This is a genomic window from Halostella salina, assembly GCF_003675855.1.
GTDB classification, from domain to species: Archaea; Halobacteriota; Halobacteria; order Halobacteriales; family Natronoarchaeaceae; genus Halostella; species Halostella salina.
In genome coordinates, this window is sequence record NZ_RCIH01000004.1 from 347009 (window position 1) to 368082 (window position 21074).

The following is a 21074-nucleotide window of genomic DNA, read 5'->3' on the forward strand; positions in this document are numbered from 1 at the left end:
GACACTGGCTCCCGGCCGTCTCCTCCGGGGCCAACAGTTCAAAAACGGGCGGCGGTAGCGTTCCGCTGTGCCGACTCAGTCGTCGCTCTCGGCGAACACGCGGTCGGAGATGGGGGTGCGCTGCTCGTCCTCGTCGGTGACCGGCGTGCGCTGGTGGCGCAGCTTCGCCGCCACGTCGTAGCCGAAGATGGCGGTACCGAGGATGATCAGCGTGTCCCCGGGCATCCGCGCCCAGAACAGCAACTGGATGAGCGACCCCTCGTAGAACGCCAGGCTCCGTGCGGCGTCGTAGTTGCCGGCGAAGGCGGCCTCCAGCTGGAGGAAGCCCACGGGGAGCAGGGAGATCAGGACCATCAGCGCGAGGCCGACGTTCCAGGTCCAGAACGCCCACCAGAGCCGGCGGCTGCTCCAGGCCTCGCTCCGGGTGGTGATCCGGAGCAGGTACGTCGACATCCCGATGGCGAGGAAGCCGAAGGCCCCGAACATCGCGGCGTGGGCGTGGGCGACGGTGAGGTAGGTGCCGTGCTCGTAGTAGTTGATGATCGGGAGGTTGATGAAAAACCCGAGCACGCCGGCGCCGACGAAGTTCCACAGGCCGCTGGCGACGATGAAGGCGAAGGGGAGCGTGTAGGGGAACGACTCGCCCGCGCCCCGCATCGCGCGGTACTCGCCGAGCGCCTCGTAGAGGATGAACACGAGCGGGATCAGCTCCAGCGTCGAGAAGACGCTCCCGAGGGGCAGCCACACGTCTGGCTGGCCGATCCACCAGTAGTGGTGGGAGACGCCGATGACGCCGCTGCCCATCACCAGCAGCGCCTCGAACGCGACGGCCTTCTCGGCGGAGGACTTCTTCAACAGGTTCATCGACACCAGCGTCAGGCCGACGATGGCGACGATGAAGAACTCGAAGGCCCCCTCGACCCACATGTGGACGACCCACCAGCGCCAGAACTCCGTGACGACGATGTTCGTCTCCGGGGTGTACAGCGTGCCCGCGACGAACAGCAGGGCGATGGAGCCGCCTGCGTAGAGGATCATGTGCGCCAGCCCGTACCGCGGCTCGCGGTCGAGCAGCGGCTTGAACCCGCGGGCGACCAGCGCCGCCCAGCCGAGGAAGCCGGCGAGCAGGCCGAACTGCCAGAGCCGGCCGACCTCCAGGTACTCCAGCCCCTCGTTGCCGATGATCCACCAGAGCTCGCCGTCGATGTAGCCGTTCGCGCCGAGCCAGATGCCCGACAGCCCGCCGACGACGACCACGACCAGCGCGACGAGCAGGCCCTTCACGTACGTGGCCTGGTTCCTGGGTTCGTACCCGGTCAGCAGCGCGGGGAGGAACAGGCCCGCCCCGAGCCACAGCGTGGCGATCCAGAGGATCCCCAGGTCGATGTGCCACGTCTTCGCCATGGCGAAGGGGAGCAGGGAGAGGAAGTCGATCCCCAGCGCCTCCCCGATGCCGAAGAACGCGTCGCGCTCGATGTAGTAGTGGGCCAGCAGCCCCCCGAGCAGCACCTGTGCGAGGAACAGGCCCGCGGCGACGAGGACGAACTTCGAGGCGGCTATCTGGCTGGGGAACACGTCCACGTCGTCTGGCTGTGGCACCTCGATCCCCTCCGTGTCGGGTTCGGGCAGGTCGACCGAGCGGTAGAGCCAGACGCCGATCCCCGCGCCCGCGACCAGCAGGACGACGGAGATGACGCTCCAGGTCATCGTGCCCGCGGTCGGCTCGTTGCCGGCGGCCGGCTGGTACGGCCACTCGTTCGTGTAGGTGTGGTCGCTCCCGGGCCGGTCGGTGTGAGCGATCCACGCCGTCCACAGCGCGAAGTCGGCGAACTGCCGGGCCTCCTCCTCGGACTGGATCATGCCCTCGGGGACGCCGCGCTCGGCGCTCCCCTCGTGATAGCGCTCGATGTACGTCTCGCGCACCTGCTCGTGGGCGTACGTCTCGGCGGCGGTGTACTCCCGCTCGGAGCCGTCGCCGTCAAGGTCCTGCTCGACGCGTTCGTCGATCGCGGCCTGCTGCTCGGCCGAGAGGTTCCCGTACGCCGCGTCGTGGCGCTCCCGGGCGTAGTAGTCCCGCATGTGCTGGACTTTCAGGTCCAGCGTGTCGGCGGTGTAGTCCACGCCGTAGTACGCGCCGTTGCCGAGGATCGACCCGTGGTTCATCAGGCCGTACTGCTGGAACGCCTTCTTGCCCTCGCGAACGCTCTCGTCGGTGACGACCGTCTCCCCGCTCTCGCTCTCGATGGTGTCGGGGATCGGCGGGGCCGCCTGGTATGAGAGCCACGCGCCGGCCCCCATGACGACCAGATTCGCCACGAAGACGACGACGAGTATCTTCGCGATGGTCTGTCGCTGTACCTTCATACAGGCGGTGGTTTGTCGCTTCCGCCCTTGTAGCACCCGTGGCTTCCCACCGGCTGGCAACCCACACGAACGTGTTCGGGATCAGCGGTCGGGCAGTTCCTGATGGGCGGCGTGTTCGGCGTACTCCTCGACGGTCGGCTGCCCCCGGAACCTGACGACGCCGGACCGCGGGTCGAAGTCGGCGACGTTCTCGGCGTCCAGCCGCGGGAGATGCGAGTGGTAGAGGTCCGCCCTGACCGACTCCAGTTGCGCCTCGGTCGGGTCCCCGTTTTCCTCCCAGGCGGCGACCTGTTCGGCGAGGGCACCGTACTCGATCGTCTCGGTCTCGGTATCGAGGAGGCAGTAGATGGCGTACCGACGACGGCGGTTCGACAGGAGTGAGAAGACGGTGTCGAGGGTGAGCGCCGCTCCGCCGTCACACACGATATCGTCGGCAGGGTCTTCGGCGTGGTCGTCGCTCATCTCGGGGCGGCAACGGCTACACCGCCCGGGACAAAGAACGATGAGCCTAGACAGCTAGACCGAACGGGGTCGTCCACCCTGTTCCCGCGGCCACGGCGGGGTGGTTCGGCCGTCGAATTTATGCCCGACTACGGTCCAGTACGGGTAATGACCGAGGCCGATGCCGAACTGTCGTCCGAGTGGCAGCCGAGTGAACGGGTCGTCGAGTCGGTCGCCCGAACCGAGGGGGTCGACCCGGTCGACCTCCAGCCACCGCTGAACGACGTCGTCGACCTTGACGCGCTGGACGCGCTGTTCGCCCCGGTCGGGGGCGTCCCGCGGACGGACGGCCGGGTCGAGTTCCGGTACGACGATTACCTCGTCGCGGTCGATGCGGACGGGACCGTCGCGGTCGAACCGGTCGACGCCACGTCCGCCGAGTCCTGACCCCGGCGGTCGCGCGACTGCCCGGAGCGACTGGCGTCGCCGCCCGTTTCGAAGGTCTTAAACTCCGAAGCCGAGTACGTCCGACAACTCGCTGGACGACGGGCACCAGCGGGCACCCGTGTACTCGGGACGGAATGTGGCCGGTTCGACCGGCTGAACCACAAGCGCCCGTGGTGATAACCATGGCACGAAGCTTCTACTCACACATCAAGGAAGCGTGGAAGGACCCGGACGACGGCGACCTCGCCGAACTCCAGTGGCAGCGAAAGCAGGACTGGCGCGACCAGGGCGCCATCGAGCGCATCGAGCGCCCGACCCGCCTCGACAAGGCCCGCGAACTGGGCTACAAGGCGAAGCAGGGCGTCGTCGTCGCCCGCGTGAGCGTCCGCAAAGGCTCGGCCCGCAAGGAGCGGTTCCGCGCCGGCCGCCGGACCAAGCGCCAGGGTGTCAACGCGATCACCCGCCGCAAGAACCTCCAGCGGATCGCCGAGGAGCGCTCCTCCCGGAAGTTCCGCAACCTGCGCGTCCTCAACTCCTACTGGGTCGGCGAGGACGGCAGCCAGAAGTGGTTCGAGGTAATCCTGCTGGACCCCGAACACCCCGCGATCGAGAACGACGACGACCTCAACTGGATCTGCGACGACGCCCACAAGAACCGCGCGTTCCGCGGGCTGACCAGCGCCGGCACGAAGAACCGCGGGCTCTCCGAGAAGGGCAAGGGCACCGAGCACACCCGCCCGAGCAACTCCTCGGACCAGGGTCGCGGAAAGTAACGCGGTCGCGGACACCTGCGCGGACCAACTACTACGTTTTTCGCCCCCGTAGCTTCGGGTATGCCCACGATCAAATACCAGGGTGAGGTAGTCGAGTGCGAGGCCGGGGCGAACCTCCGAGCGGCGCTGCGCGACGCCGGCCTGTCGCCGCACAACGGCGCGTCGAGCTACCTGAACTGTGGCGGCCACGCGACCTGCGGGACCTGTGCCGTCGCCGTCGAGGGGGAGGTGAGCGACCCGACCGACGCCGAGCAGCGCCGGCTGTCGTTCCCGCCACACGACCCCGACGCGGGGCTCCGACTGGCGTGTCAGACCACGGTCGAGGGCGACGTGACCGTCCGAAAGGGGGACGGGTTCTGGGGGCAGCGTCAGTAGTCCATCGCCCGTTCGATCCCCGCGCGGATCCGCTCGGGGTCGGGCATGTACGCCTCCTCGCGGGCGTACAGCGGGAACGGCACGTCGTACCCCGTCACGCGCTCGACGGGGGCCTCCAGATACATGAGCGCCTCGTCGTTGATCCGGGCGGTGATCTCGGCGGCCATCCCCGCCGTCTTCGGGGCCTCGTGGACGACGACGCAGCGCCCCGTCTTCCGCACCGAGTCGAGGATCGCGTCGGTGTCCAGCGGTACGATCGTCCGGGGGTCGATCAGTTCGACGTCGGCGTCGACGCCGTCGGCCGCGCGCTGGGCTTCCCGGCGCATCGCGCCCCACGCGACGACCGTCACGTCGTCCCCGGTTTCGACCACGTTCGCCTCGCCCAGCGGAACGACGTGTTCGCCCTCGGGCACCTCGCCGCGGACCGCGCGGTAGAGCCGGGTGGGTTCGAGGAAGACGACGGGGTCGGGGTCCCGGATCGACGCGGTCAGCAGGCCCTTCGCGTCGGCCGGTGTCGACGGGTACGCGACCTTCAGGCCCGGCGTGTGCGCGTAGCCCGCCTCGAAGCTCTCGGAGTGGTGTTCGAGCGCCCGGATGCCGCCGCCGGCGGGCGCGCGGATCGTCATCGGACAGTTGAGCGTCCCGCGCGACCGACTCCGCAGGCGCGAGACGTGTTGCTGGATCTGGTGGAACGCCTGGTGGGCGAACCCCGAGAACTGGATCTCGGGCACCGGCGTCAGCCCGTGGGCGGCGAGGCCGACGCCCGTGCCGACGATCGCCGCCTCCGCAACCGGGGTGTCGTATATCCGGTTCGGGAACTCGTCGATCAGGCCCTCCGTCGCCCGGAACACGCCGCCGTTCCTGCCCACGTCCTGCCCGTAGACGATCACGTCGTCGTCGCGCGCCAGCTCCGCGCGGAGCGTTCCCCGCACCGCCTCGACGATGTTTCGCTGGTCACTCATGGCGCTCGAACGCCTCCCGCTGGTCGGCGAGCCACGGCGACAGTTCGGCGAAGGCGTGGTCGAACATCTCGGCCGGATCGACGTCGCGCTCGCCCTCGCGGGCGCGCTCGATGGCCGCCTCTAGCTCCTCCTCCACGTCGTCCTCTATCTCCGCCACCGCGTCGTCGTCGAGCACTCCCTCCTCGCGGAGGTAGTCCTCGTAGCGGTCGATCGGGTCGCGCTTCGCCCACTCGGCCTCCTCCTCGGGCGTCCGGTACACCGAGGGGTCGTCGGCGGTGGTGTGCATCGACCGGCGGTAGGTGAGCGCCTCGACGACGACCGGTTCGCCCTGCCGGGCCTGCTCCAGGGCCTCCGAGACGACTTTGTACGTGCCGAGCACGTCGTTGCCGTCGACCTGCACGCCGTCGATGCCGGCCGCGACCGCCTTCTGTGCGATCGTCTCCGCCCGCGTCTGGCGCTCGCGCGGGACGGAGATGGCGTACCGGTTGTTCTGACAGAGGAACACGGTGTGGGCGTCGAACACGCCGGCCACGTTGAACGCCTCGTAGGCGTCGCCCTCGCTCGACGCGCCGTCGCCGAAGAAGACGAGCGAGGCGTCGTCGTCGCCGGTGATCGCCTGTCCCCAGCCCAGTCCCGCACCGTGGAGCGTCTGACTGCCGACCGCGATGGAGGGCGGCATCGTGTGCTCGCCCTCCGGCACCGCCGCGCCCTCCTCCATCCCCATCGCGTACCACAGCAGGAGGTGGGGGTCGACGCCGCGCGTCAGGTAGGCGGCCGACTCGCGGAACGAGGGGACCATCCAGTCGCCCTCGGACAGCGCCGCCGCGCTGGCGACCTGAACGGCCTCCTGACCGATAGCGGGCGCGATAGTCCCTATCTCGCCGCGGCGCTGGAGCGCGACGGCGCGCTCGTCGAACCGCCGGGCGCGGCGCATGTTTCGGTACAGGTCGCGCAACTCCGCCGTCGACAGGTCCGGCAGCAGGTCGGGGTCCGCGTTCCCCGCCTCGTCGAGGGCCTGCACGTGGTCGATCGTGAACTCCGCCGCCCGCTCTCGGGGCATGTTCTGACCCACAACGGAGAGCGACTTATGCGCCGGCCGGGGCTCCCGGGACCACGCTTATGTGACCTGTCCCCGTTACCGGCCGTATGGACGGCGCTGATAGGTTCTTCCTCGTGATGCTGCTCCTGATCTTCGCGCTTATCGCCCTCGGTCTCGGTCTGGCGCTTTTCGGGACCTGACCCCCGCGGCAGTCCGTCCGAAACCGCCCGCCGCGGGGACAGGTCCCGACAGTGTTTAATAGGGCGCTTTCGTACCCGTAGCTGTAATGTCGGAAGTCTGCTCGACGTGCGGGCTGCCTGAGGAACTCTGCGTCTGCGAGGACGTGGCCAAAGAGTCCCAGCAGATCTCCATCCGCATTGACGAGCGAAGATACGGTAAGGAGGTAACGATCATCGAAGGGTTCGACCCCAAGGACGTGGATCTGGACAGCCTCTCCTCGGACCTCAAATCGAAGTTCGCCTGCGGCGGCACGGTCGAGGACGGCCAGATCGAACTCCAGGGCAACCACTCCGGTCGCGTCGAGGACTTCCTCCGCGACCGCGGCTTCAACGTCGCCTGATCACCTCCCCGGCAGCCCGCCCGCGCACCAGCCGGGCCGATTAGAACGGCGCGTCGGGCGTCCCGTCCGTATTCTCCCGGTCGAGTTCCCCCTCCCAGGCCTCCAGACCGCCGGCCATGCTGTAGACGGCGGCGCCGACGGCCTCGTGTGACGCGACGAGCCGTGCGGCCCTGACGCTTGATTTCCCGTGCGGACAGACCGTCACCACGTGGTCCGCGTCCGCGAGGTCCGGGGCGGCCTCGGCCAGTTTCGGAAACGGCACGTTCCGGCTCCCCGGGACGTGCCCCCGACGGAACGCGGTCGGGGACCGGATGTCGACGACTTCGACCGTCTCGTCCCCGTCGCGCAACTCCTGCACCCGTTCGGGCGGTATCTCGGCGTCCATGCCCGCCAGTCCGCGAGCGCGCCGAAAAAGGCCACCGCTCCGCCGGGCGAAAGTTCCTTGTGAACATGGGGCATAGATTCGGCCATGCGCCTGCACGAGGTCATCTCCGGCGCTGCACGCATGAGCGACCGACCCGCCGACGAGGGCGACCGGGACGACGCCGACGAGACGCGGGTCGGACCGCCGATACGCTGGCACCGCTAGAGGTAGCCGTCCTCCTTCGCCAGCAGGATCCCCTCGACCGTCGCGTCGTTGGTCGGGGGGGTCCGCGCCGCCGTCAACGCCTCGTCGACGGAGAGCCGCCGGACGGAGAGGAACTCGTTGTCGTCCAGGTCCGCCCCCACCTCGGTCAGTCCCTCGGCCACGACGATGCCGCGCTCGTGGCGCATGAGGCCCGTCGCAACGTCGTACCGCTGGAGCAGGGTCGTCTCGTCGGGTGCGTAGCCGGTCTCCTCCTGCAGTTCCCGGGCGGCGGCGCTCTCGTAGCTCTCCCCGCCCTCCCGCGGGACCACGCCCTCGCCGTGGGCGTCGCCGTCGGTGTGGTCCTCGACGATCCCGGCGGGGAGTTCCAGCTGCGTCTCGCGGACGGTCGGGCGGTACTGCTCGACGAACACCACGTCGCCGTCGGCCACCGCGACGACGACCACCGCCGGCGGGAGTTCGGCCCAGTAGTAGCGCTTCCGGCTGCCGTCGGGCTGCTCGACGAGGTCGTAGCCGCCCTGATACCACGGCGTGTCGTACTCCGTCTCCGACTCGATGACCGGCCAGTCGTGGTCGTCCATGGTCGCGTCGTCGTGCCGATCGGAAAAAGCCGTTCCGCTACACGAGGTCGTCGTACAGCCGTCCGAACGCCTGCCGGCGGAGCGTCGCCACGGCGGCGTCCTCCTCGTCCTGGAACGTCGCGGCGACCGCAGTGTCGCCGAACGCGTGCCAGACGACGTTGTCGACGTTGTCGCTGCCGGTTTCGACGACCTCACCGTCGAACTCCTCGGCCCACGCCTCGAACTCCTCGCGCGTGCCAACGTGAACCTCCAGCAGCGAGGCGAACAGCGCGTCCCGTGCGGTCAGCACCACGTCGCCGGTCACCCGCTCGTCGTACTCCTCGCGGTCGAACGCCATGGCCTTCGCCGTCTCGCGGACGACGGTCTGTGCCGCCGGCCCCACGCTGTCGGCGATGTCGGTGACCTCGTCTTCGCTCTCCGGCGAGAGAAACCCGGTCGTTTGCATGCCCCCCACTCGCCGGAGGAGGTAGTTACTCCTTTCCGTCCGCGCCTGCCCCGCCGTCGTCCGCGCGGTCGCCCTCGCCGGCCGCCTCGCTGTCGTCGTCGGCCTCCTGTTCGCCGTCGTCGTGCATCCGTTCGGTCATCGCCCGGGCCTCGGCCAGAATGTCGCTCGCCTCGCCGGAGAGGTCGCCTCGCCCGGCAGCCCCGCGGCCGGCGGCGCCGCGTCCGCCGACCTGTCGCTCCAGTTCGTCCTCGAAACTGCCGTGGCCGTGGTCGTGGGTGCCGCTCTCCTCGAACACCTCGTGGTACTCGGTCTCCTCGGCGAACTCGACGACGCGCTCGCCGAGCGTCTCCGGGTCGTCGCCGTCCCAGCCGGGCGCGTGGTCGTCGAGCCACGCCTCGTGGTCGTCGCGGCCGAGCATCGCGGTGAAGGCGAGGTGGTTCGCGAGGTGCTCGGCGTCCGCCTGGGGGGTCTCGCAGACCGGACACGCGTATCCCATACCGGGGGGAGCGCCTCCAGATGCAAAACGCTTCATACGGATCGCCGGGTCAACCCCGCAGGTGACGGGACCGGCGTGTCGACGGGTGTAGAACCAACAGATAGCGTCCGCTCGGCGCGGAACTATCAGAAAATCGAAGTTGTTGTCTGCCGCTATGAGCGACAGGTGTGTTCCGGTGTTACTGTCGGACGACGTTCGATGCGCGAGGCCCCTTGGGGGAGGACTCGATGTCGAACTCGACCTCGGTCCCTTCCGTGAGGTCCTCGCCGCCGACGTCCTCCATGTGGAAGAACACGTCTTCGTCGTCGTCGAGGTCGCCGTCGTCAGTCGAGATGAAACCGTAGCCGCCTGTGTCGTTGAAGAAATCAACCTTACCGTTTGCCATTACGACCAGACGGAGGGTCGTGTGGGGGATAACCCTTCCGAGAGTCGCGGTACCACGGCCCCTCGTGGTAGATCCGCCACGGCCATCGCTCCACCCGTTTCCGACCGCTCCGTCGGTTACGTCGGCGCGAGGTGCCTGTAGCCACCGACGAAAACACTCGTGACCAGACGGCCACCCCTGGTGACCACGAACGGTTTCGAGACGTTGACTCCCCCGAACGCGGGAACGTGGCGACATCGATCCCTGTCAGGACGTCGCCGTTCCGGCCTCGCCCGCCCCCGGGAGAACGATCGTGATCGTGTTGCCCGACCCGCTGCAGTCGAACTCGACGGTCCCGTTCGAGAGGTCGACGATCCAGTACACGAGCCACAGGCCGAGTCCGCTGCTGTGGTAGATGTCGTCCATCTCGTGGTCGCCGGTCAGCACGAGGTACTCGTACTCCGGAAGCGGCGGGCAGTCGTCGTGGACCGACACCGCGACCTGCCCGTCTCGGCGCTCCCCGGTGACTCGAACCCTCGGGCGGTCGCTGTCGCTGTGTTTCACCGCGTTCTCGACCAGTTCCGACAGCGCGGTCTCCACGTCCGGGATGGCACAGGCCGAAAGCGCGTCGGGCACCGCTGCCCGGCAGTCGGCGTCCGGGAACCGGCTCCGGGCTTCCTCGACCACGCGGTCGGCGACGAAGGGGAGGTCGATGACCTCCTTCCCGGCGGGTGCCGTCAACAGGTCGATCGTCTCGCGCTGTTTCTCGGCCTTGCGGAGGAGGTCCTCGCCGACTCCCCGGATCACGTCCGTCCGCTCCTCGACCGATCCGTCCGGACCCTCGGCGATCAGTTCGGCCTGGCCGAGCACCGTGTTCAGGTCGTTGCGGAGGTTGTGTCGCAGGACGTTGTCGAGTACCGATAGCTGTCGCTCGCGGCGGCGGCGGTCGGTGATGTCGCGGCTGAACCCGACGATCCGGACCACCTCGCCGTCCTCGACGATCGGTTTGCCCTGGACCCAGACCCACCGGGTGAAGTTCTGCTCGGGGTTGACGCGGTACTCGATGTCGACCGGCTCACCGGCCGACAGTCGCGCCATCGCGTCCCGCACCATCGAGCGGTCGTCGGGGTGGGTGCAGTCGAGGAAGCTCCCCGGGTCCGCCTCTACCGCTTCGACGGACTGGCCGTACACCGCCTCGTACGCCGAGTTGAGGAACAGCAGTTCGTCCCAGTCGGCGCTGAACGTCCAGAGCACGTCGGCGGTCTTCGCGGCGATCTCCCGGAGGCGGTCCTCGGTCTCGTCGCGCTCCCGCTCGGCTTCGACCCGGTCGGACACGTCCCGCGAACTGATCACGTACCCGCCGACGTTCGGGTCGGTGGAGTTCGAGAACCGGCTCTCCAGATGCACCCACGACCCGTCGCTCGCCCGGTGGCGGTACTCGACGGACGCCTCGACGAACTCGTCGGTCGATATCGTCCGCTCGAACGCCGCCCGGACGCGCTCGCGGTCGTCGGGGTGGATGTAGTCGAACGCGTTCTCGCCGACGAGTTCCTCGGGGTCGAACCCGACCGTCCACTCCGCCGCGCGGTTCAAGTACGTGAACGTCCCGTCGGCGTCGACTACGGCGATCTTGTCCTGTGCGTAGTCGAGCAGCGCGTTCGTCTCCCCCGGTCCCACCATCGTATCAACTAACGTATTCGTCGGGAGGGCAAAAGGTTGCTGGTGGTCGCGGTAGCACGGATCGCGGCCTAGCGAAGCTCACGCACCAGTATTAGGGCATCCTCACCGTTGTCGTAGTACCGCGGTACCCGCCGAAGCGGCTGGAAGCCGAACTTCTCGTACAGCGACCGCGCCGCCTCGTTGCTCTCCCTGACCTCCAGTTTCACCGTCGCGGCGTCGTGGGCTGACAGCGTGCCCAGCGCCGTTGCGAGCAGCGACTCGCCGACGCCGCCGCCGCGGCGCTCCGGGTGGACCGCCAGGTCCTTGACGTGGCCCAGGCCCTCGCCGTGGTTCGGCACGAGGTCCGCCACGACGAAGCCGACCACGTCCGCCGTGTCGAGCGTGTCGTCGGGTCGCTCTCCGCGTTCGATGGCGACGAGGAAGCCGGGCGCGTCGAGGTAGCGCTCGAACGCGTCGTACGGCCACGGCTGGGGGAACGACGCGTTCTCGATCCGCTTGACGGCGAGCAGGTCCGCGCGCTCGGCGTCCCTGATGTCGACGTTCCCGCGTGTCTCCGGTGCGGTCGTCACGTGCGGCGCTACGGGGTCACCCGTAATCAGTTGCGTGGCCACAGCCGACCGGACCGGCTGGAGCCGAACACCCGCGGCTCTCCGGGTGAAGACGAAAAAAAAACCGCAGACCGCTAGATTCGCCGCCGATCAGTCGTCAGCGTGTCCTGCTGCGACTGCGGTCTCGGGATAAACCCTCGACCGATCAGTCGTCAGCATCATCCTGCCGCGACTGCAGCAGCGAGACAGGACTCGCTACCGATCAGTCGTCAGCAGGAGCCGCACCGCTACCGCCTTCCGCCTGCTCCTTCGTCCAGGCGAGCTTGCCGCCGGCCGAGAGGATGCGGCGCTCGCGCTCGGAGGCGTCGAGGTGGGCGGTCGCCTCCCAGTCGTCGTTGATGCGGACGGTGAACTCCTCCTGCCCGCTCTCGACGGCCTCGCGGACGTCGTCGACGATCTCGATCTCGTCGCCCTGCTCGATCTGCTCGTAGACGTTCTCGTCGATGGTGAGCGGGATCAGGCCGAAGTTGAACAGGTTCGCCTTGTGGATGCGGGCGAAGCTCTGGGCCAGCACGCCCTCCACGCCGAGATACATCGGACAGAGCGCCGCGTGCTCGCGCGAGGAGCCCTGGCCGTAGTTCTCGCCGGCGACGAGGAAGCCGCCGTCGGCCTCCAGCGCGCGGTCGGCGAAGGAGTCGTCGACGCGGCTGAGGGTGTACTCCGACAGCTTCGGCACGTTCGAGCGGAACTTGAGGATGTCCGACGTGGCCGGGATGATGTGGTCCGTCGTGATGTTGTCCTGCATCTTCAGCAGGGCCTCACCCGAAAGCTCCGAGCTGAGCGGGTCCTTCAGCGGCACGTCGCCGATGTTCGGGCCCTTGATGAGTTCGTCGTCGATGGCCTCGTCGGGGCTGATGAGGTCGGCGTCGCTCCGGCCGTACTTGTCGCCCATCTCGAAGCCGGGGTCCTCGAGGTCGCCGAGTTCGTCGGCCAGGTCGCGCGGGTCGACGATCTCGCCTTTGATCGCCGCGGCGGTGGCGACCTCCGGCGAGCAGAGGAACACGGAGTCGTCCTCGATGCCCGAGCGGCCCTCGAAGTTGCGGTTGAACGTCCGCAGCGAGACGGAGTCGCTGGCGGGGACGTGGCCGATGCCGATACAGGCACCGCAGGTCGCCTCGGAGAAGTTGACGCCGGCGGCCATCATCTCGGCCGTCCAGCCCTCGCGGGCGAGCATCTCGGAGGCCTGCTTGCTGCCGGGCGCGACGATCATCTCGGTGTGCTTGGCGACCTCGCGGCCCTCCAGCATCTTCGCCGAGGGGAGGATGTCCTCGTACGCGCCGTTGGTACAGGAGCCGATGATGACCTGCTCGACCTCCTCGCCCGCGACTTCGCTGACCGGGACGACGTTGTCCGGCATCGAGGGCTTGGCGATGAGCGGTTCGAGGTCCGAGAGGTCGACGACGATCTCGTCGGCGTACTCGGCGTCCTCGTCCGGGCCGATCTCGACGTACTCGTCGCCGCGGCCGAGCGTCTCGAGGAACTCCTCGGTCTTCTCGTCGGTCGGGAAGATCGAGGTGGTCGCGCCGAGTTCGGTCCCCATGTTAGTGATCGTGGTGCGTTCGGGGACGGTGAGCGTCTCGACGCCGGGGCCGGTGTACTCCAGCACCTTGCCGACGCCGCCTTTCACGGAGAGGCGACGCAGCAGCTCGAGGATCACGTCCTTCGCGGTCGCCCACTCGGGCAGCTCGCCCTCGAGGCGGACGTTGACGACCTCGGGCATGTCGATGTAGTACGGCGCGCCGCCCATGGCGACGGCCACGTCGATCCCGCCGCTCCCGATGGCGAGCTCGCCGAGGCCGCCGGGCGTCGGCGTGTGGGAGTCGCTGCCGAGCATCGTCTTGCCGGGCGCGGCGAAGTTCTCCTTGTGGACCTGGTGGCAGATGCCGTTGCCGGGTCGGGAGAAGTGCGCGCCGTAGGTGCCCGCAGCCGAGCGGAGGAAGCGGTGGTCGTCCGTGTTCTTGAAGTCGAACTGGTAGGTCTGGTGGTCGCAGTACTGTGCGGCGATCTCGGTCTGGACCTCGTCCAGCCCCATCGCCTCGAACTGCAGCCACACCATCGTCCCCGTCGTGTCCTGGGTGAGGACCTGGTCGATCTCGATGCCGATCTCCTCGCCGGGCGTCAGCTCGCCCTCGACGAGGTGGTCATCGAGAATTTTCTCTGTAAGGGTTTGTCCCATAGCGACCGTATGTCGTCCGTCCACGGATATAAATCCCGCGAGTTTCCATTGTATTCATCCGTGTACTTTCCGGTCCGCGGTGGCAATTTTCGCGCTATCTCCGCAGAATATCTTTCGTATGATCAATTAACGCCCGCCGAAAAGCAGAGGATTTAGTATCCGCCCACCGCGTACCGGTCCTATGTTCCGCTCCGGAGCCTTCGTCGCCGACCACATCGAGCCGACCGACGACGAGCAGGTCCAGCCGAACGGGGTCGACCTGACGGTGGATGCCGTCTTCGAGCAGGTCGAACCGGGTCGGATCGGCCGCGACGGGAAGCGCGTCGGCGAGCGTGAGACGGTCGACGTCGAGGACGGCGCGTTTCACCTGCCGCCCGGCGGCTACGTCCTCCGGTACGGCGAGACGGTTCACATCCCCGACGGTCACGTCGGCTTCATCTACCCGCGGTCCTCGCTCATGCGGAACTCCTGCATGCTGAACACGGCCGTCTGGGACGCCGGCTACGAGGGTCGGGGTGAGGGCCTGCTTCAGGTCCACCACGCGATCGAGATCGAGCGCGACGCCCGGATCGCCCAGATCGTCCTCGCCGAGGCGAACCACGAGGACACGTACGACGGGTCGTATCAGGGCGAGAACCGCTGACCCGGTCGCGGACCCTCGATAGGCCGTCCGTCTCCAGCGATCAACGACAATTATGTATTTCTGACAAACTATCGGCGGGAGCTGATCAGGTCGTAGTACCCGTGTTTTCGGGCCAAACGACGATCGAACTGTATGGGAACGAACCGAAAGGGCTACAAGTCGGACTGCCAGTTCGCCGACCGATGGTGCCGCCGCTACTCTCGGGGTGGATCGTTCCGATCGCCGCCGTGATCGCCACGTCGATCACGGTGTACAAGTTCTGGATCCAGCAGCCGTCGCTGATCGTCGACGCCGAGGTGTCCGACGTCGTCCGGACCGGCGACGGCGCGAGCCTGGACCTCCGGCTGTTCGTCGCCAACGTCGGCCGGGACTTCGCGGAGGACGGGTACGTCGCGTTCGCCCCGGAGGGCTGGTCGCTCGACGCCGTGCCGGTGGACGGCCAGCTATCGCTGACGGCGTTCGAGGGCGGGGACGGCGACACGGGCCAGCGGAAGACGTTCCTCGACGACATCGTGTATCAGGGCACCGGGTTCGAGCTGTGCGAGGGACGAGCGACCGTCCCCGGGAACGGGCGGTACCGGCTCGTCTACACGACCGCCTGTCAGTCCCAGCGCCCGAAAACGGACCACATCGACCTGGTCGTCGACGGCGACGAGGCGACGGTCGAGTCGGGCTGATAGCCCCCGGGCCGTCGCCGACCCGTGACGCGGCCTGAAGCTACCGAGACGCGTCAGCCCGGCTGTTGGGTCTCGCCGGTCCGTTCCTCCCGCGCGATCTTCCGCCCCGCAACCCACGTAACGAGCGTGAGCAGGAGGGCGTGCCAGAGGATCAGCCCGAGCATCAGCGTCGTGAACAGCGGGTCCCAGCCCCACGGGGACACGACGATGAAGAGGACGAAAAAGAACGCCAGGATCCCGAGCGGGATGATGTTCACCGTCAGATCCAGCAGCGTCTCGCGGTCGATGTAGCGCTCGGCCATGTCCGAACCGACGCCAGCGACGGAAAAAGGCGTATTCCGCGGTTGGTTGCCCGGTAGTTGCGAGTCGGCGGCCGGCGTGTCGCTCTTGGTGCTGTGGGCCCCAGCGGTAGCCATGGGCGAGCACCGCGGCCCGGTCCGACGCGTCGTCGAGCGGCTGCAGCCCCCGCCGCGGATCGTCGACTGGTCGCTGTTCGTGCTGGTCGGGTTCGAGGTGGCCTCCGGGCTCGTCTCCTTCACCCTCGGGACGCCGGACTGGTGGCCCGTGTTCTGGGCCCACCGGATCGCCGGGCTGACGCTGATCCCGGTGCTCGGGTTCAAGCTCGCGCGCGTCCGGCACCGGCTGACCGACATCGGCCAGTGGCGGCCGTCGACCGCGCTGTCGGTCCTGACGCTCCTGGCCGCCGCCGGCGCGCTCGCCACTGGCATCGCGTGGGTGCTCGGCGTCGACGTTCGGCTCGCGTACTGGACGCTGCTGTCGGTTCACGTCGGCTTCGGACTCGCCCTGGTGCCGCTGCTCCTGTTCCACGTCGCCAGCCGGTTCCGGCCCCCGCGACGGGCCGACTTCGAGGGACGGCGCACCGCGCTCCAGTACTCGGCCCTGCTCGTGGGCGGCGCGGTCGTCTACCGCGGGCAGGAGCTCCTGAACCGAGCGGTCGGCACCGCGGGGGCTGACCGGCGTTTCACCGGCTCCCAGCCCCGGGAGGGCGACGGCAACGCCGCGTTCCCCGTCACCTCGTGGGTCGCCGACGACCCCGACCCCGTCGACCGCGACGGCTGGTCGCTGACCGTGGACGGCGCGGCGGCGGAGCCGGTCGACCTCGCATACGCCGACCTCGACCCCACCGCCGAACGCGAGGCGCTGCTGGACTGCACGAGCGGCTGGTACACCGTGCAGCGCTGGCAGGGGGTCCGAGTCGGCGACCTGCTCGACGCCGTCGACCCGGACGGGGACGCGCGCTACGTCCGGTTCACGTCGGTCACGGGGTACCGCTGGAGCCTCCCGATCGACGAGGCACGCGACGCCCTGCTCGCGACCCGCGTCGGCGGCGAACCGCTGGCCCACGGTCACGGCGCGCCGCTCCGACTCGTCGCCCCCGGCCGCCGCGGCTTCCAGTGGGTGAAGTGGGTCGAGCGTGTGGAAATTCGGCGGCAGGGCGACCCGGCACAGTGGCTCGTGACGCTAATCAGCGGGTTCGACTGAGCGCCCCCGGACTTATCCAGTTCCTCGTCGTCGACCGAACGTGACTGACAGCCCTCGAACGAACGCACTTCGGCAGTCCCTCGACGCGGACGAGGTCGCGCTGGGCGTCCTCGACGACACGTACAGCCCGAAACTCGTCGAACTGTACGGCGAACTCGGCCTCGATTTCGTCTGGATCGACCTGGAACACGCCGGGCCGAGCCCCTGGGACGGCGACCAGCTGGAGGACCTGCTCCGGGCCGCCGACGTGGGTGGGACCGAACTGCTCGTCCGGCTCCCCGAACCGAACCCCGCGCTGGTCCGGAAGGCGCTCGACGCCGGCGTTCGGACCCTGTTCGTCTCGCGGGTCGAGACGGCCGACGAGGTCCGTCGCGCCGTTCGGGCGGCCCGGTTCGAGTACGACGGCGGCCCCGGGGAGCGGGGCTTCGCCAACCCCCGAGCGAGCCGGTGGGGGACGGCGGAGGAGTACGCCGCGACGGAGGACGAGGAGGTCGTCGTGGGGGCGACGATCGAGAACCCGACGGCCGTCGAGAACCTAGAGGAGATCCTCGCCGTCCCCGACCTGGGCTTTGTCTTCGCCGGCCCGCTCGACCTGGCCGTGTCGCTCGGCCACCCCGGCGAACCGACGCACTCGGCGGTTGAGGAGGCGGTCGAGGCGATCCGGGAATCCGCCGCCGACGCGGACGTTCCGCTCGGCGGACTCGGGTACGGCATGGACGACGCGAACGAGAAGGCCGCGAACGGGTATCAGCTCCTCAACCTCGGCAGCACGACCGCGGCGTTGCAGGGGGCGGTGTCGTCTTGGTTCGAGGCGTACGAGGGCTAAGCGGGGCGGCGAGTCACTTCCCTGTCGGCACGTCATCAACGAGTTCCTCGACCACGGCCGCGAAGTCGGCGGCGAATGCCTCCACCTCGTCCCAGTCGGTGTACTCGTAGTCCCGCGAGGTGTCCGTGTCGCCCGTCGCGCGCTTTGCGATCCGCTGCATCACCAGTCGCATGAGGAAGCCGTACTCGGTGTAGCGGAGCGCGCCGCCGAACACGCCGACCCGGTCCGGATGCCAGTCTGCGGCCGCGAGGAAGTCCGTGACGTTCTGCGCCGCGATGGCCTGCCGCTCCGGATCGTCGACGGCCGCCGAGAGGCTGACCTGAAAGAACGCCGTCGGCCGTGCGCGGAGCGCCTCGCGGTTGGCGGCGACGAACTCGCGGACTGCCGGCTGATGTGTCCCACCGTGTACCGACGCGCCAACGAGCACCGCGTCGAACGCGTCGACATCGCGGCCGCCGGGCCACTCCGTCGCGTCGACGGTCTCGGCGTCGTGGCCGCGGTCGGCGAGCACGGTCGCGATCCGGTCCGCGACCGTCGCGGTCTGTCCCTCCCCCGTTCCGTACAGCACGAGGATCGAAGCCATCCCTCGGGATACGACGGCCGGACGGAAATGCCCCGCCGTGTCCGTCGTCGTGAGAAATCACATCCCATACTAATTTGTGGCCCTCGGCGCTACGCCCGGGTGATGAACTCTCTGGAGATCGCCGCACGGGTGTTCGCAGGACTGTTCCTCATCCTGATCAACGCCTACTTCGTCGCCATCGAGTTCGCCCTGACACGGGCCCGACAGTACCCGGAGTCGGAGTTCGACACGCCGGGCCTCAGGCGGGCCTGGGAGATGACGAACGACCTCGAGATGTATCTGACGACCTGTCAGATCTGGATCTCGGGGACGAGCATCGCGCTGGGGATCGTCGCCGAGCCGGGGCTTGCGGCCCTCTTCGAGCCGCTGTTCGAGAACACGGTGCTCGCGTCGGTCGGGGCCGGCTCGATCCTCGGCTTCTTCCTCATCAACATGGTCCATCTGACACACGGCGAGCAGACGCCGACGTACCTCGGCGTCGAGCGCTCGAAGCAGGTCTGTCGGTACGGCGCGCGCCCGCTGTACTACTTCGCGCTGGTGATCTCCCCGCTGATCCGCTTCGGCGACTGGGTGGCGAAGGGGACGCTCAAGCTGTTCGGCGTCGAGATGACCGGCGCGTGGCGCGAAACCGAGGAGGACGTGATCGAGTCGCGGGCCGACCTCCGGAACCGGCTGGGCTCCGTGCTGGAGGAGGGCGACCTCACCGACGAGCGTCGCGAGGAGGTGATGAACGCGCTCCACGTCGGCGAGCAGTCGGTCCGTGAGGTGATGGTCCCGCCGGAGGAGATCATCGCACTGTCGACCGAGGACGAGTTCGCGGAGAACGCACGCCGGATGGAGGAGAGCCCGCAGACGCGCTACCCGCTCGTCGGCTCGGACCTGACCGACTTCCGCGGGATCGTCTACTTCCCGGTGTTCGCCAAGCACCGGACCGAACTGGCAGACGGCGAGGTGGACCTCGCCGAACTCGCCGCGCCGCCGATGACGCTCTCCCCGGACGTGGATGTCAGCGACGCGATCGACCAGTTCCAGGCCGAGGGGCAGGAGCTGGCGCTCGTCATGGAGGGCGGCGAGGTCGTCGGACTCGTCACCATCACCGACCTGCTGGAGGCGATCATGGGCGACATCGAGGACCCACTGGACTAGCTGCGACTGTCGGCCACACCGGGAGTGTGCGCTCCGCGGCTCCCCGGTCGGCTCCGTCTTTTTTGCCGCTGGCGACACGACTAGCGGGTATGTACGACGACGTTCTCGTGGCGACCGACGGGAGCGACGCGAGCACCGCTGCAGTGGACCACGGCGTCGGGATCGCGGACTCACACGGTGCAACCGTCCACTTCCTCCACGTCGTCGACGTGGGGACGGAGATGTCGGCGTCCGGACTGGGGACGATCGCACCCGACCTCACGGAGTCGCTCGAACAGGCCGCCGAGGACGCGCTCGACGCCGCCACCTCGCGAGCCGAGGCGGCGGGCGTCACCCACGAGCGCGTCGTCGTCGAGGGCGTGCCCCACGAGGCGATCGCCGAGTACAGTGCCGACAACGACATCGACGTCGTCGTCATGGGCGCGAGCGGTCGCTCCGGGATCGAGGACTACCTCCTCGGGAGCACGACGGACCGTGTCGTTCGCTCGGTCGACACGTCGGTGCTCGTCGCGCGTCCCTGAACCGCACAGGGGCGGCCAGTAAAATTCTACGGGAGAATCCCGAAATATACCTGATTGGAGTATCGCCCCGAGAGCGCTCGAAACGGCCGTTCAATCGCTCCTTGTGGATCGGATAGCGGCAACTTCGACTTAGATTGAAAATAAATCATTGGTTAGTTATAAGTACATCCGATGTCTCTGGAAAGCTGACACCGACCAGCACAGAACGGCGACGGCGCGGGGCTGGCTTGATCGCTCCCTCGCGCGTCAGTCATCTAATAGGGTGACTAACACTTAGTCGTTCTGTCTCGGCGGTGCGATACACTCAAACCATGAACATCAAGACATTATTCAACAAAGACGACGAACGCGCGGTTTCGCCGGTTATCGGCGTGATCCTGATGGTCGCTATCACGGTGATTCTGGCAGCCGTCATCGGTGCATTCGTGCTGGACCTCGGGCAGGGACAGCAGGGGAATGTTAATGCTGCTGTGAGCAACGACGGCGGTACCGTCACCCTTACCGACAAGGGGAATGCAGATGGCGTCAAGTTTGTCGGCCCCAGTGGCACTGTCGGCTCCCCGGCTACTCTTACTACCGTCGGTGACAGCTACGATCTTAGTAGTGCATCTGGTGTAAGTGAAGGTGACAGTGTGGAGGTTGTTGCTTACCAGGGTAGTGCAAGCAGCCCCGATAATGAAAACGTCATCCAAACTGTGGAGGCCTAACGATGGAAATTCAATTCAATAAGAACGATCGTGCGGTTTCGCCAGTTATTGGTGTTATCCTCATGGTTGCCATAACAGTAATTTTGGCAGCCGTGATTGGTGCATTCGTACTGGACCTTGGACAGGGCCAACAGGGTAACGTCAATGCAGCAGTCTCCTACGATAATTCAACCGGACAAGTTACCCTGACTGACATGGGTAACGCTGATGGAGTGAAATTTGAGGGTGGAGGCGGCAGTACCACGCTGACCTCGGTTGGTCAATCCACTACGATCAGTGGTGAGGGAGCTGTGCAGGTAGTTGCTTATCAGGGTTCTGCTACCGACCCGGATAATTCAAACGTAATACAAACTCTACAGACTGGTAATTAAACCTTCTTAGGTTAATATAAGTATCAATTACATTCTTTTGAACATCGACTCTATCCACGTTAGCGCACGTAGTTGTGTCTCATAATAAATATTATTTTATATATTATTAAATATATGGGTATATAATAACACTAACCTGCTACATGGTTCAGTTGTGACAGCAGCAGTTTATCCAGATCC

General features: G+C 67.4%; 26 protein-coding genes. 12 read left to right on the top strand and 14 right to left on the bottom strand.

Annotated elements, in window-relative coordinates; genetic code table 11:
- Window positions 1-75 precede the first annotated feature (75 nt).
- A complete protein-coding gene (locus D8896_RS10335; protein WP_121822013.1) occupies window positions 76-2364 on the bottom strand; it encodes a nitric-oxide reductase large subunit in 2289 nt (762 codons plus the stop codon).
- An 81-nt stretch (window positions 2365-2445) separates the two neighbouring features.
- On the bottom strand, window positions 2446-2826 hold the full coding sequence (locus D8896_RS10340) for a DUF7344 domain-containing protein (protein WP_121822014.1): 381 nt from the start codon (window positions 2824-2826) through the stop codon (window positions 2446-2448).
- A gap of 147 nt (window positions 2827-2973) precedes the next feature.
- Here D8896_RS10340 and D8896_RS10345 point away from each other — a divergent pair, with 147 nt between their 5' ends.
- The 3 genes from D8896_RS10345 (at window position 2974) to D8896_RS10355 (ending at window position 4400) form a co-directional block, all read left to right on the top strand.
- A complete protein-coding gene (locus tag D8896_RS10345) occupies window positions 2974-3252 on the top strand; it encodes a HalOD1 output domain-containing protein (RefSeq protein ID WP_121822015.1) in 279 nt (92 codons plus the stop codon).
- Window positions 3253-3434: 182 nt separating this feature from the next.
- Window positions 3435-4025, top strand: a complete 591-nt coding sequence (locus D8896_RS10350) for a 50S ribosomal protein L15e (protein WP_121822016.1) — start codon at window positions 3435-3437, stop codon at window positions 4023-4025.
- Between the two features lie 60 nt (window positions 4026-4085).
- On the top strand, window positions 4086-4400 hold the full coding sequence (locus tag D8896_RS10355) for a 2Fe-2S iron-sulfur cluster-binding protein (RefSeq protein ID WP_121822017.1): 315 nt from the start codon (window positions 4086-4088) through the stop codon (window positions 4398-4400).
- Here the strand turns inward: D8896_RS10355 and D8896_RS10360 are convergent.
- Window positions 4394-5362: an alpha-ketoacid dehydrogenase subunit beta gene (locus D8896_RS10360; protein WP_121822018.1), complete on the bottom strand. Its 969-nt coding sequence runs from the start codon at window positions 5360-5362 to the stop codon at window positions 4394-4396. The genes D8896_RS10355 and D8896_RS10360 overlap by 7 nt on opposite strands.
- The gene (gene pdhA / locus D8896_RS10365; RefSeq protein ID WP_121822019.1) at window positions 5355-6422 is read right to left on the bottom strand and encodes a pyruvate dehydrogenase (acetyl-transferring) E1 component subunit alpha; all 1068 of its coding nucleotides are present in this window, start codon (window positions 6420-6422) and stop codon (window positions 5355-5357) included. Before pdhA ends, D8896_RS10360 begins: the two co-directional genes overlap by 8 nt.
- Before the next feature lie 265 nt (window positions 6423-6687).
- Here pdhA and yciH point away from each other — a divergent pair, with 265 nt between their 5' ends.
- A complete protein-coding gene (gene yciH, locus D8896_RS10370; RefSeq protein WP_121818346.1) occupies window positions 6688-6981 on the top strand; it encodes a stress response translation initiation inhibitor YciH in 294 nt (97 codons plus the stop codon).
- Between the two features lie 40 nt (window positions 6982-7021).
- On the opposite strand, the gene D8896_RS10375 is transcribed toward yciH, so the two are convergent.
- The 8 genes from D8896_RS10375 to D8896_RS10410 all read right to left on the bottom strand — a co-directional run bounded on the left by D8896_RS10375 (window position 7022) and on the right by D8896_RS10410 (window position 13917).
- On the bottom strand, window positions 7022-7366 hold the full coding sequence (locus tag D8896_RS10375; protein WP_121822020.1) for a rhodanese-like domain-containing protein: 345 nt from the start codon (window positions 7364-7366) through the stop codon (window positions 7022-7024).
- Window positions 7367-7566: 200 nt separating this feature from the next.
- On the bottom strand, window positions 7567-8148 hold the full coding sequence (locus D8896_RS10380; protein ID WP_121822021.1) for an NUDIX hydrolase: 582 nt from the start codon (window positions 8146-8148) through the stop codon (window positions 7567-7569).
- Window positions 8149-8185: 37 nt separating this feature from the next.
- Window positions 8186-8593 carry a DUF5809 family protein gene (locus tag D8896_RS10385; protein ID WP_121822022.1) on the bottom strand — a complete coding sequence of 136 codons (408 nt, stop codon included), beginning with the start codon at window positions 8591-8593 and terminating at the stop codon, window positions 8186-8188.
- Between the two features lie 25 nt (window positions 8594-8618).
- Complete coding sequence (locus D8896_RS19855) at window positions 8619-9089, bottom strand: DUF5810 domain-containing protein (protein WP_240452012.1); 471 nt, start codon at window positions 9087-9089, stop codon at window positions 8619-8621.
- A 178-nt stretch (window positions 9090-9267) separates the two neighbouring features.
- Window positions 9268-9474 carry a cold-shock protein gene (locus tag D8896_RS10395; RefSeq protein ID WP_121822023.1) on the bottom strand — a complete coding sequence of 69 codons (207 nt, stop codon included), beginning with the start codon at window positions 9472-9474 and terminating at the stop codon, window positions 9268-9270.
- Between the two features lie 246 nt (window positions 9475-9720).
- Window positions 9721-11133, bottom strand: a complete 1413-nt coding sequence (locus D8896_RS10400; RefSeq protein ID WP_121822024.1) for a PAS domain-containing sensor histidine kinase — start codon at window positions 11131-11133, stop codon at window positions 9721-9723.
- 68 nt (window positions 11134-11201) lie between these two features.
- Window positions 11202-11702 (bottom strand): GNAT family N-acetyltransferase, encoded by a 501-nt coding sequence (locus tag D8896_RS10405; protein WP_121822025.1) that lies wholly within the window; start codon window positions 11700-11702, stop codon window positions 11202-11204.
- 241 nt (window positions 11703-11943) lie between these two features.
- Window positions 11944-13917: an aconitate hydratase gene (locus D8896_RS10410; protein ID WP_121822026.1), complete on the bottom strand. Its 1974-nt coding sequence runs from the start codon at window positions 13915-13917 to the stop codon at window positions 11944-11946.
- A 181-nt stretch (window positions 13918-14098) separates the two neighbouring features.
- Here D8896_RS10410 and D8896_RS10415 point away from each other — a divergent pair, with 181 nt between their 5' ends.
- Both D8896_RS10415 and D8896_RS10420 read left to right on the top strand, forming a co-directional pair.
- Complete coding sequence (locus D8896_RS10415; RefSeq protein WP_121822027.1) at window positions 14099-14560, top strand: deoxyuridine 5'-triphosphate nucleotidohydrolase; 462 nt, start codon at window positions 14099-14101, stop codon at window positions 14558-14560.
- A gap of 182 nt (window positions 14561-14742) precedes the next feature.
- Entirely contained in the window at window positions 14743-15237 is a 495-nt protein-coding gene (locus tag D8896_RS10420) for a hypothetical protein (RefSeq protein WP_121822028.1), read from the top strand.
- Window positions 15238-15290: 53 nt separating this feature from the next.
- Here D8896_RS10420 and D8896_RS10425 read toward each other — a convergent pair whose 3' ends face one another.
- A complete protein-coding gene (locus D8896_RS10425; RefSeq protein WP_121822029.1) occupies window positions 15291-15539 on the bottom strand; it encodes a DUF6684 family protein in 249 nt (82 codons plus the stop codon).
- A gap of 112 nt (window positions 15540-15651) precedes the next feature.
- On the opposite strand from D8896_RS10425, the gene D8896_RS10430 reads away from it, so the two are divergent.
- Both D8896_RS10430 and D8896_RS10435 read left to right on the top strand, forming a co-directional pair.
- Entirely contained in the window at window positions 15652-16740 is a 1089-nt protein-coding gene (locus tag D8896_RS10430; protein ID WP_121822030.1) for a molybdopterin-dependent oxidoreductase, read from the top strand.
- Window positions 16741-16780: 40 nt separating this feature from the next.
- A complete protein-coding gene (locus D8896_RS10435) occupies window positions 16781-17566 on the top strand; it encodes an HpcH/HpaI aldolase family protein (RefSeq protein ID WP_121822031.1) in 786 nt (261 codons plus the stop codon).
- A 13-nt stretch (window positions 17567-17579) separates the two neighbouring features.
- Here the strand turns inward: D8896_RS10435 and D8896_RS10440 are convergent, their stop codons facing one another.
- Window positions 17580-18149, bottom strand: a complete 570-nt coding sequence (locus D8896_RS10440) for a flavodoxin domain-containing protein (protein WP_121822032.1) — start codon at window positions 18147-18149, stop codon at window positions 17580-17582.
- A gap of 102 nt (window positions 18150-18251) precedes the next feature.
- Here D8896_RS10440 and D8896_RS10445 point away from each other — a divergent pair, with 102 nt between their 5' ends.
- The 4 genes from D8896_RS10445 to D8896_RS10460 all read left to right on the top strand — a co-directional run bounded on the left by D8896_RS10445 (window position 18252) and on the right by D8896_RS10460 (window position 20894).
- Entirely contained in the window at window positions 18252-19295 is a 1044-nt protein-coding gene (locus tag D8896_RS10445; protein ID WP_121822033.1) for a CNNM domain-containing protein, read from the top strand.
- A gap of 89 nt (window positions 19296-19384) precedes the next feature.
- On the top strand, window positions 19385-19816 hold the full coding sequence (locus D8896_RS10450; protein ID WP_121822034.1) for a universal stress protein: 432 nt from the start codon (window positions 19385-19387) through the stop codon (window positions 19814-19816).
- Between the two features lie 311 nt (window positions 19817-20127).
- The gene (locus D8896_RS10455) at window positions 20128-20523 is read left to right on the top strand and encodes a type IV pilin (RefSeq protein WP_121822035.1); all 396 of its coding nucleotides are present in this window, start codon (window positions 20128-20130) and stop codon (window positions 20521-20523) included.
- Between the two features lie 2 nt (window positions 20524-20525).
- A complete protein-coding gene (locus tag D8896_RS10460; protein WP_121822036.1) occupies window positions 20526-20894 on the top strand; it encodes a type IV pilin in 369 nt (122 codons plus the stop codon).
- Window positions 20895-21074 lie beyond the last annotated feature (180 nt).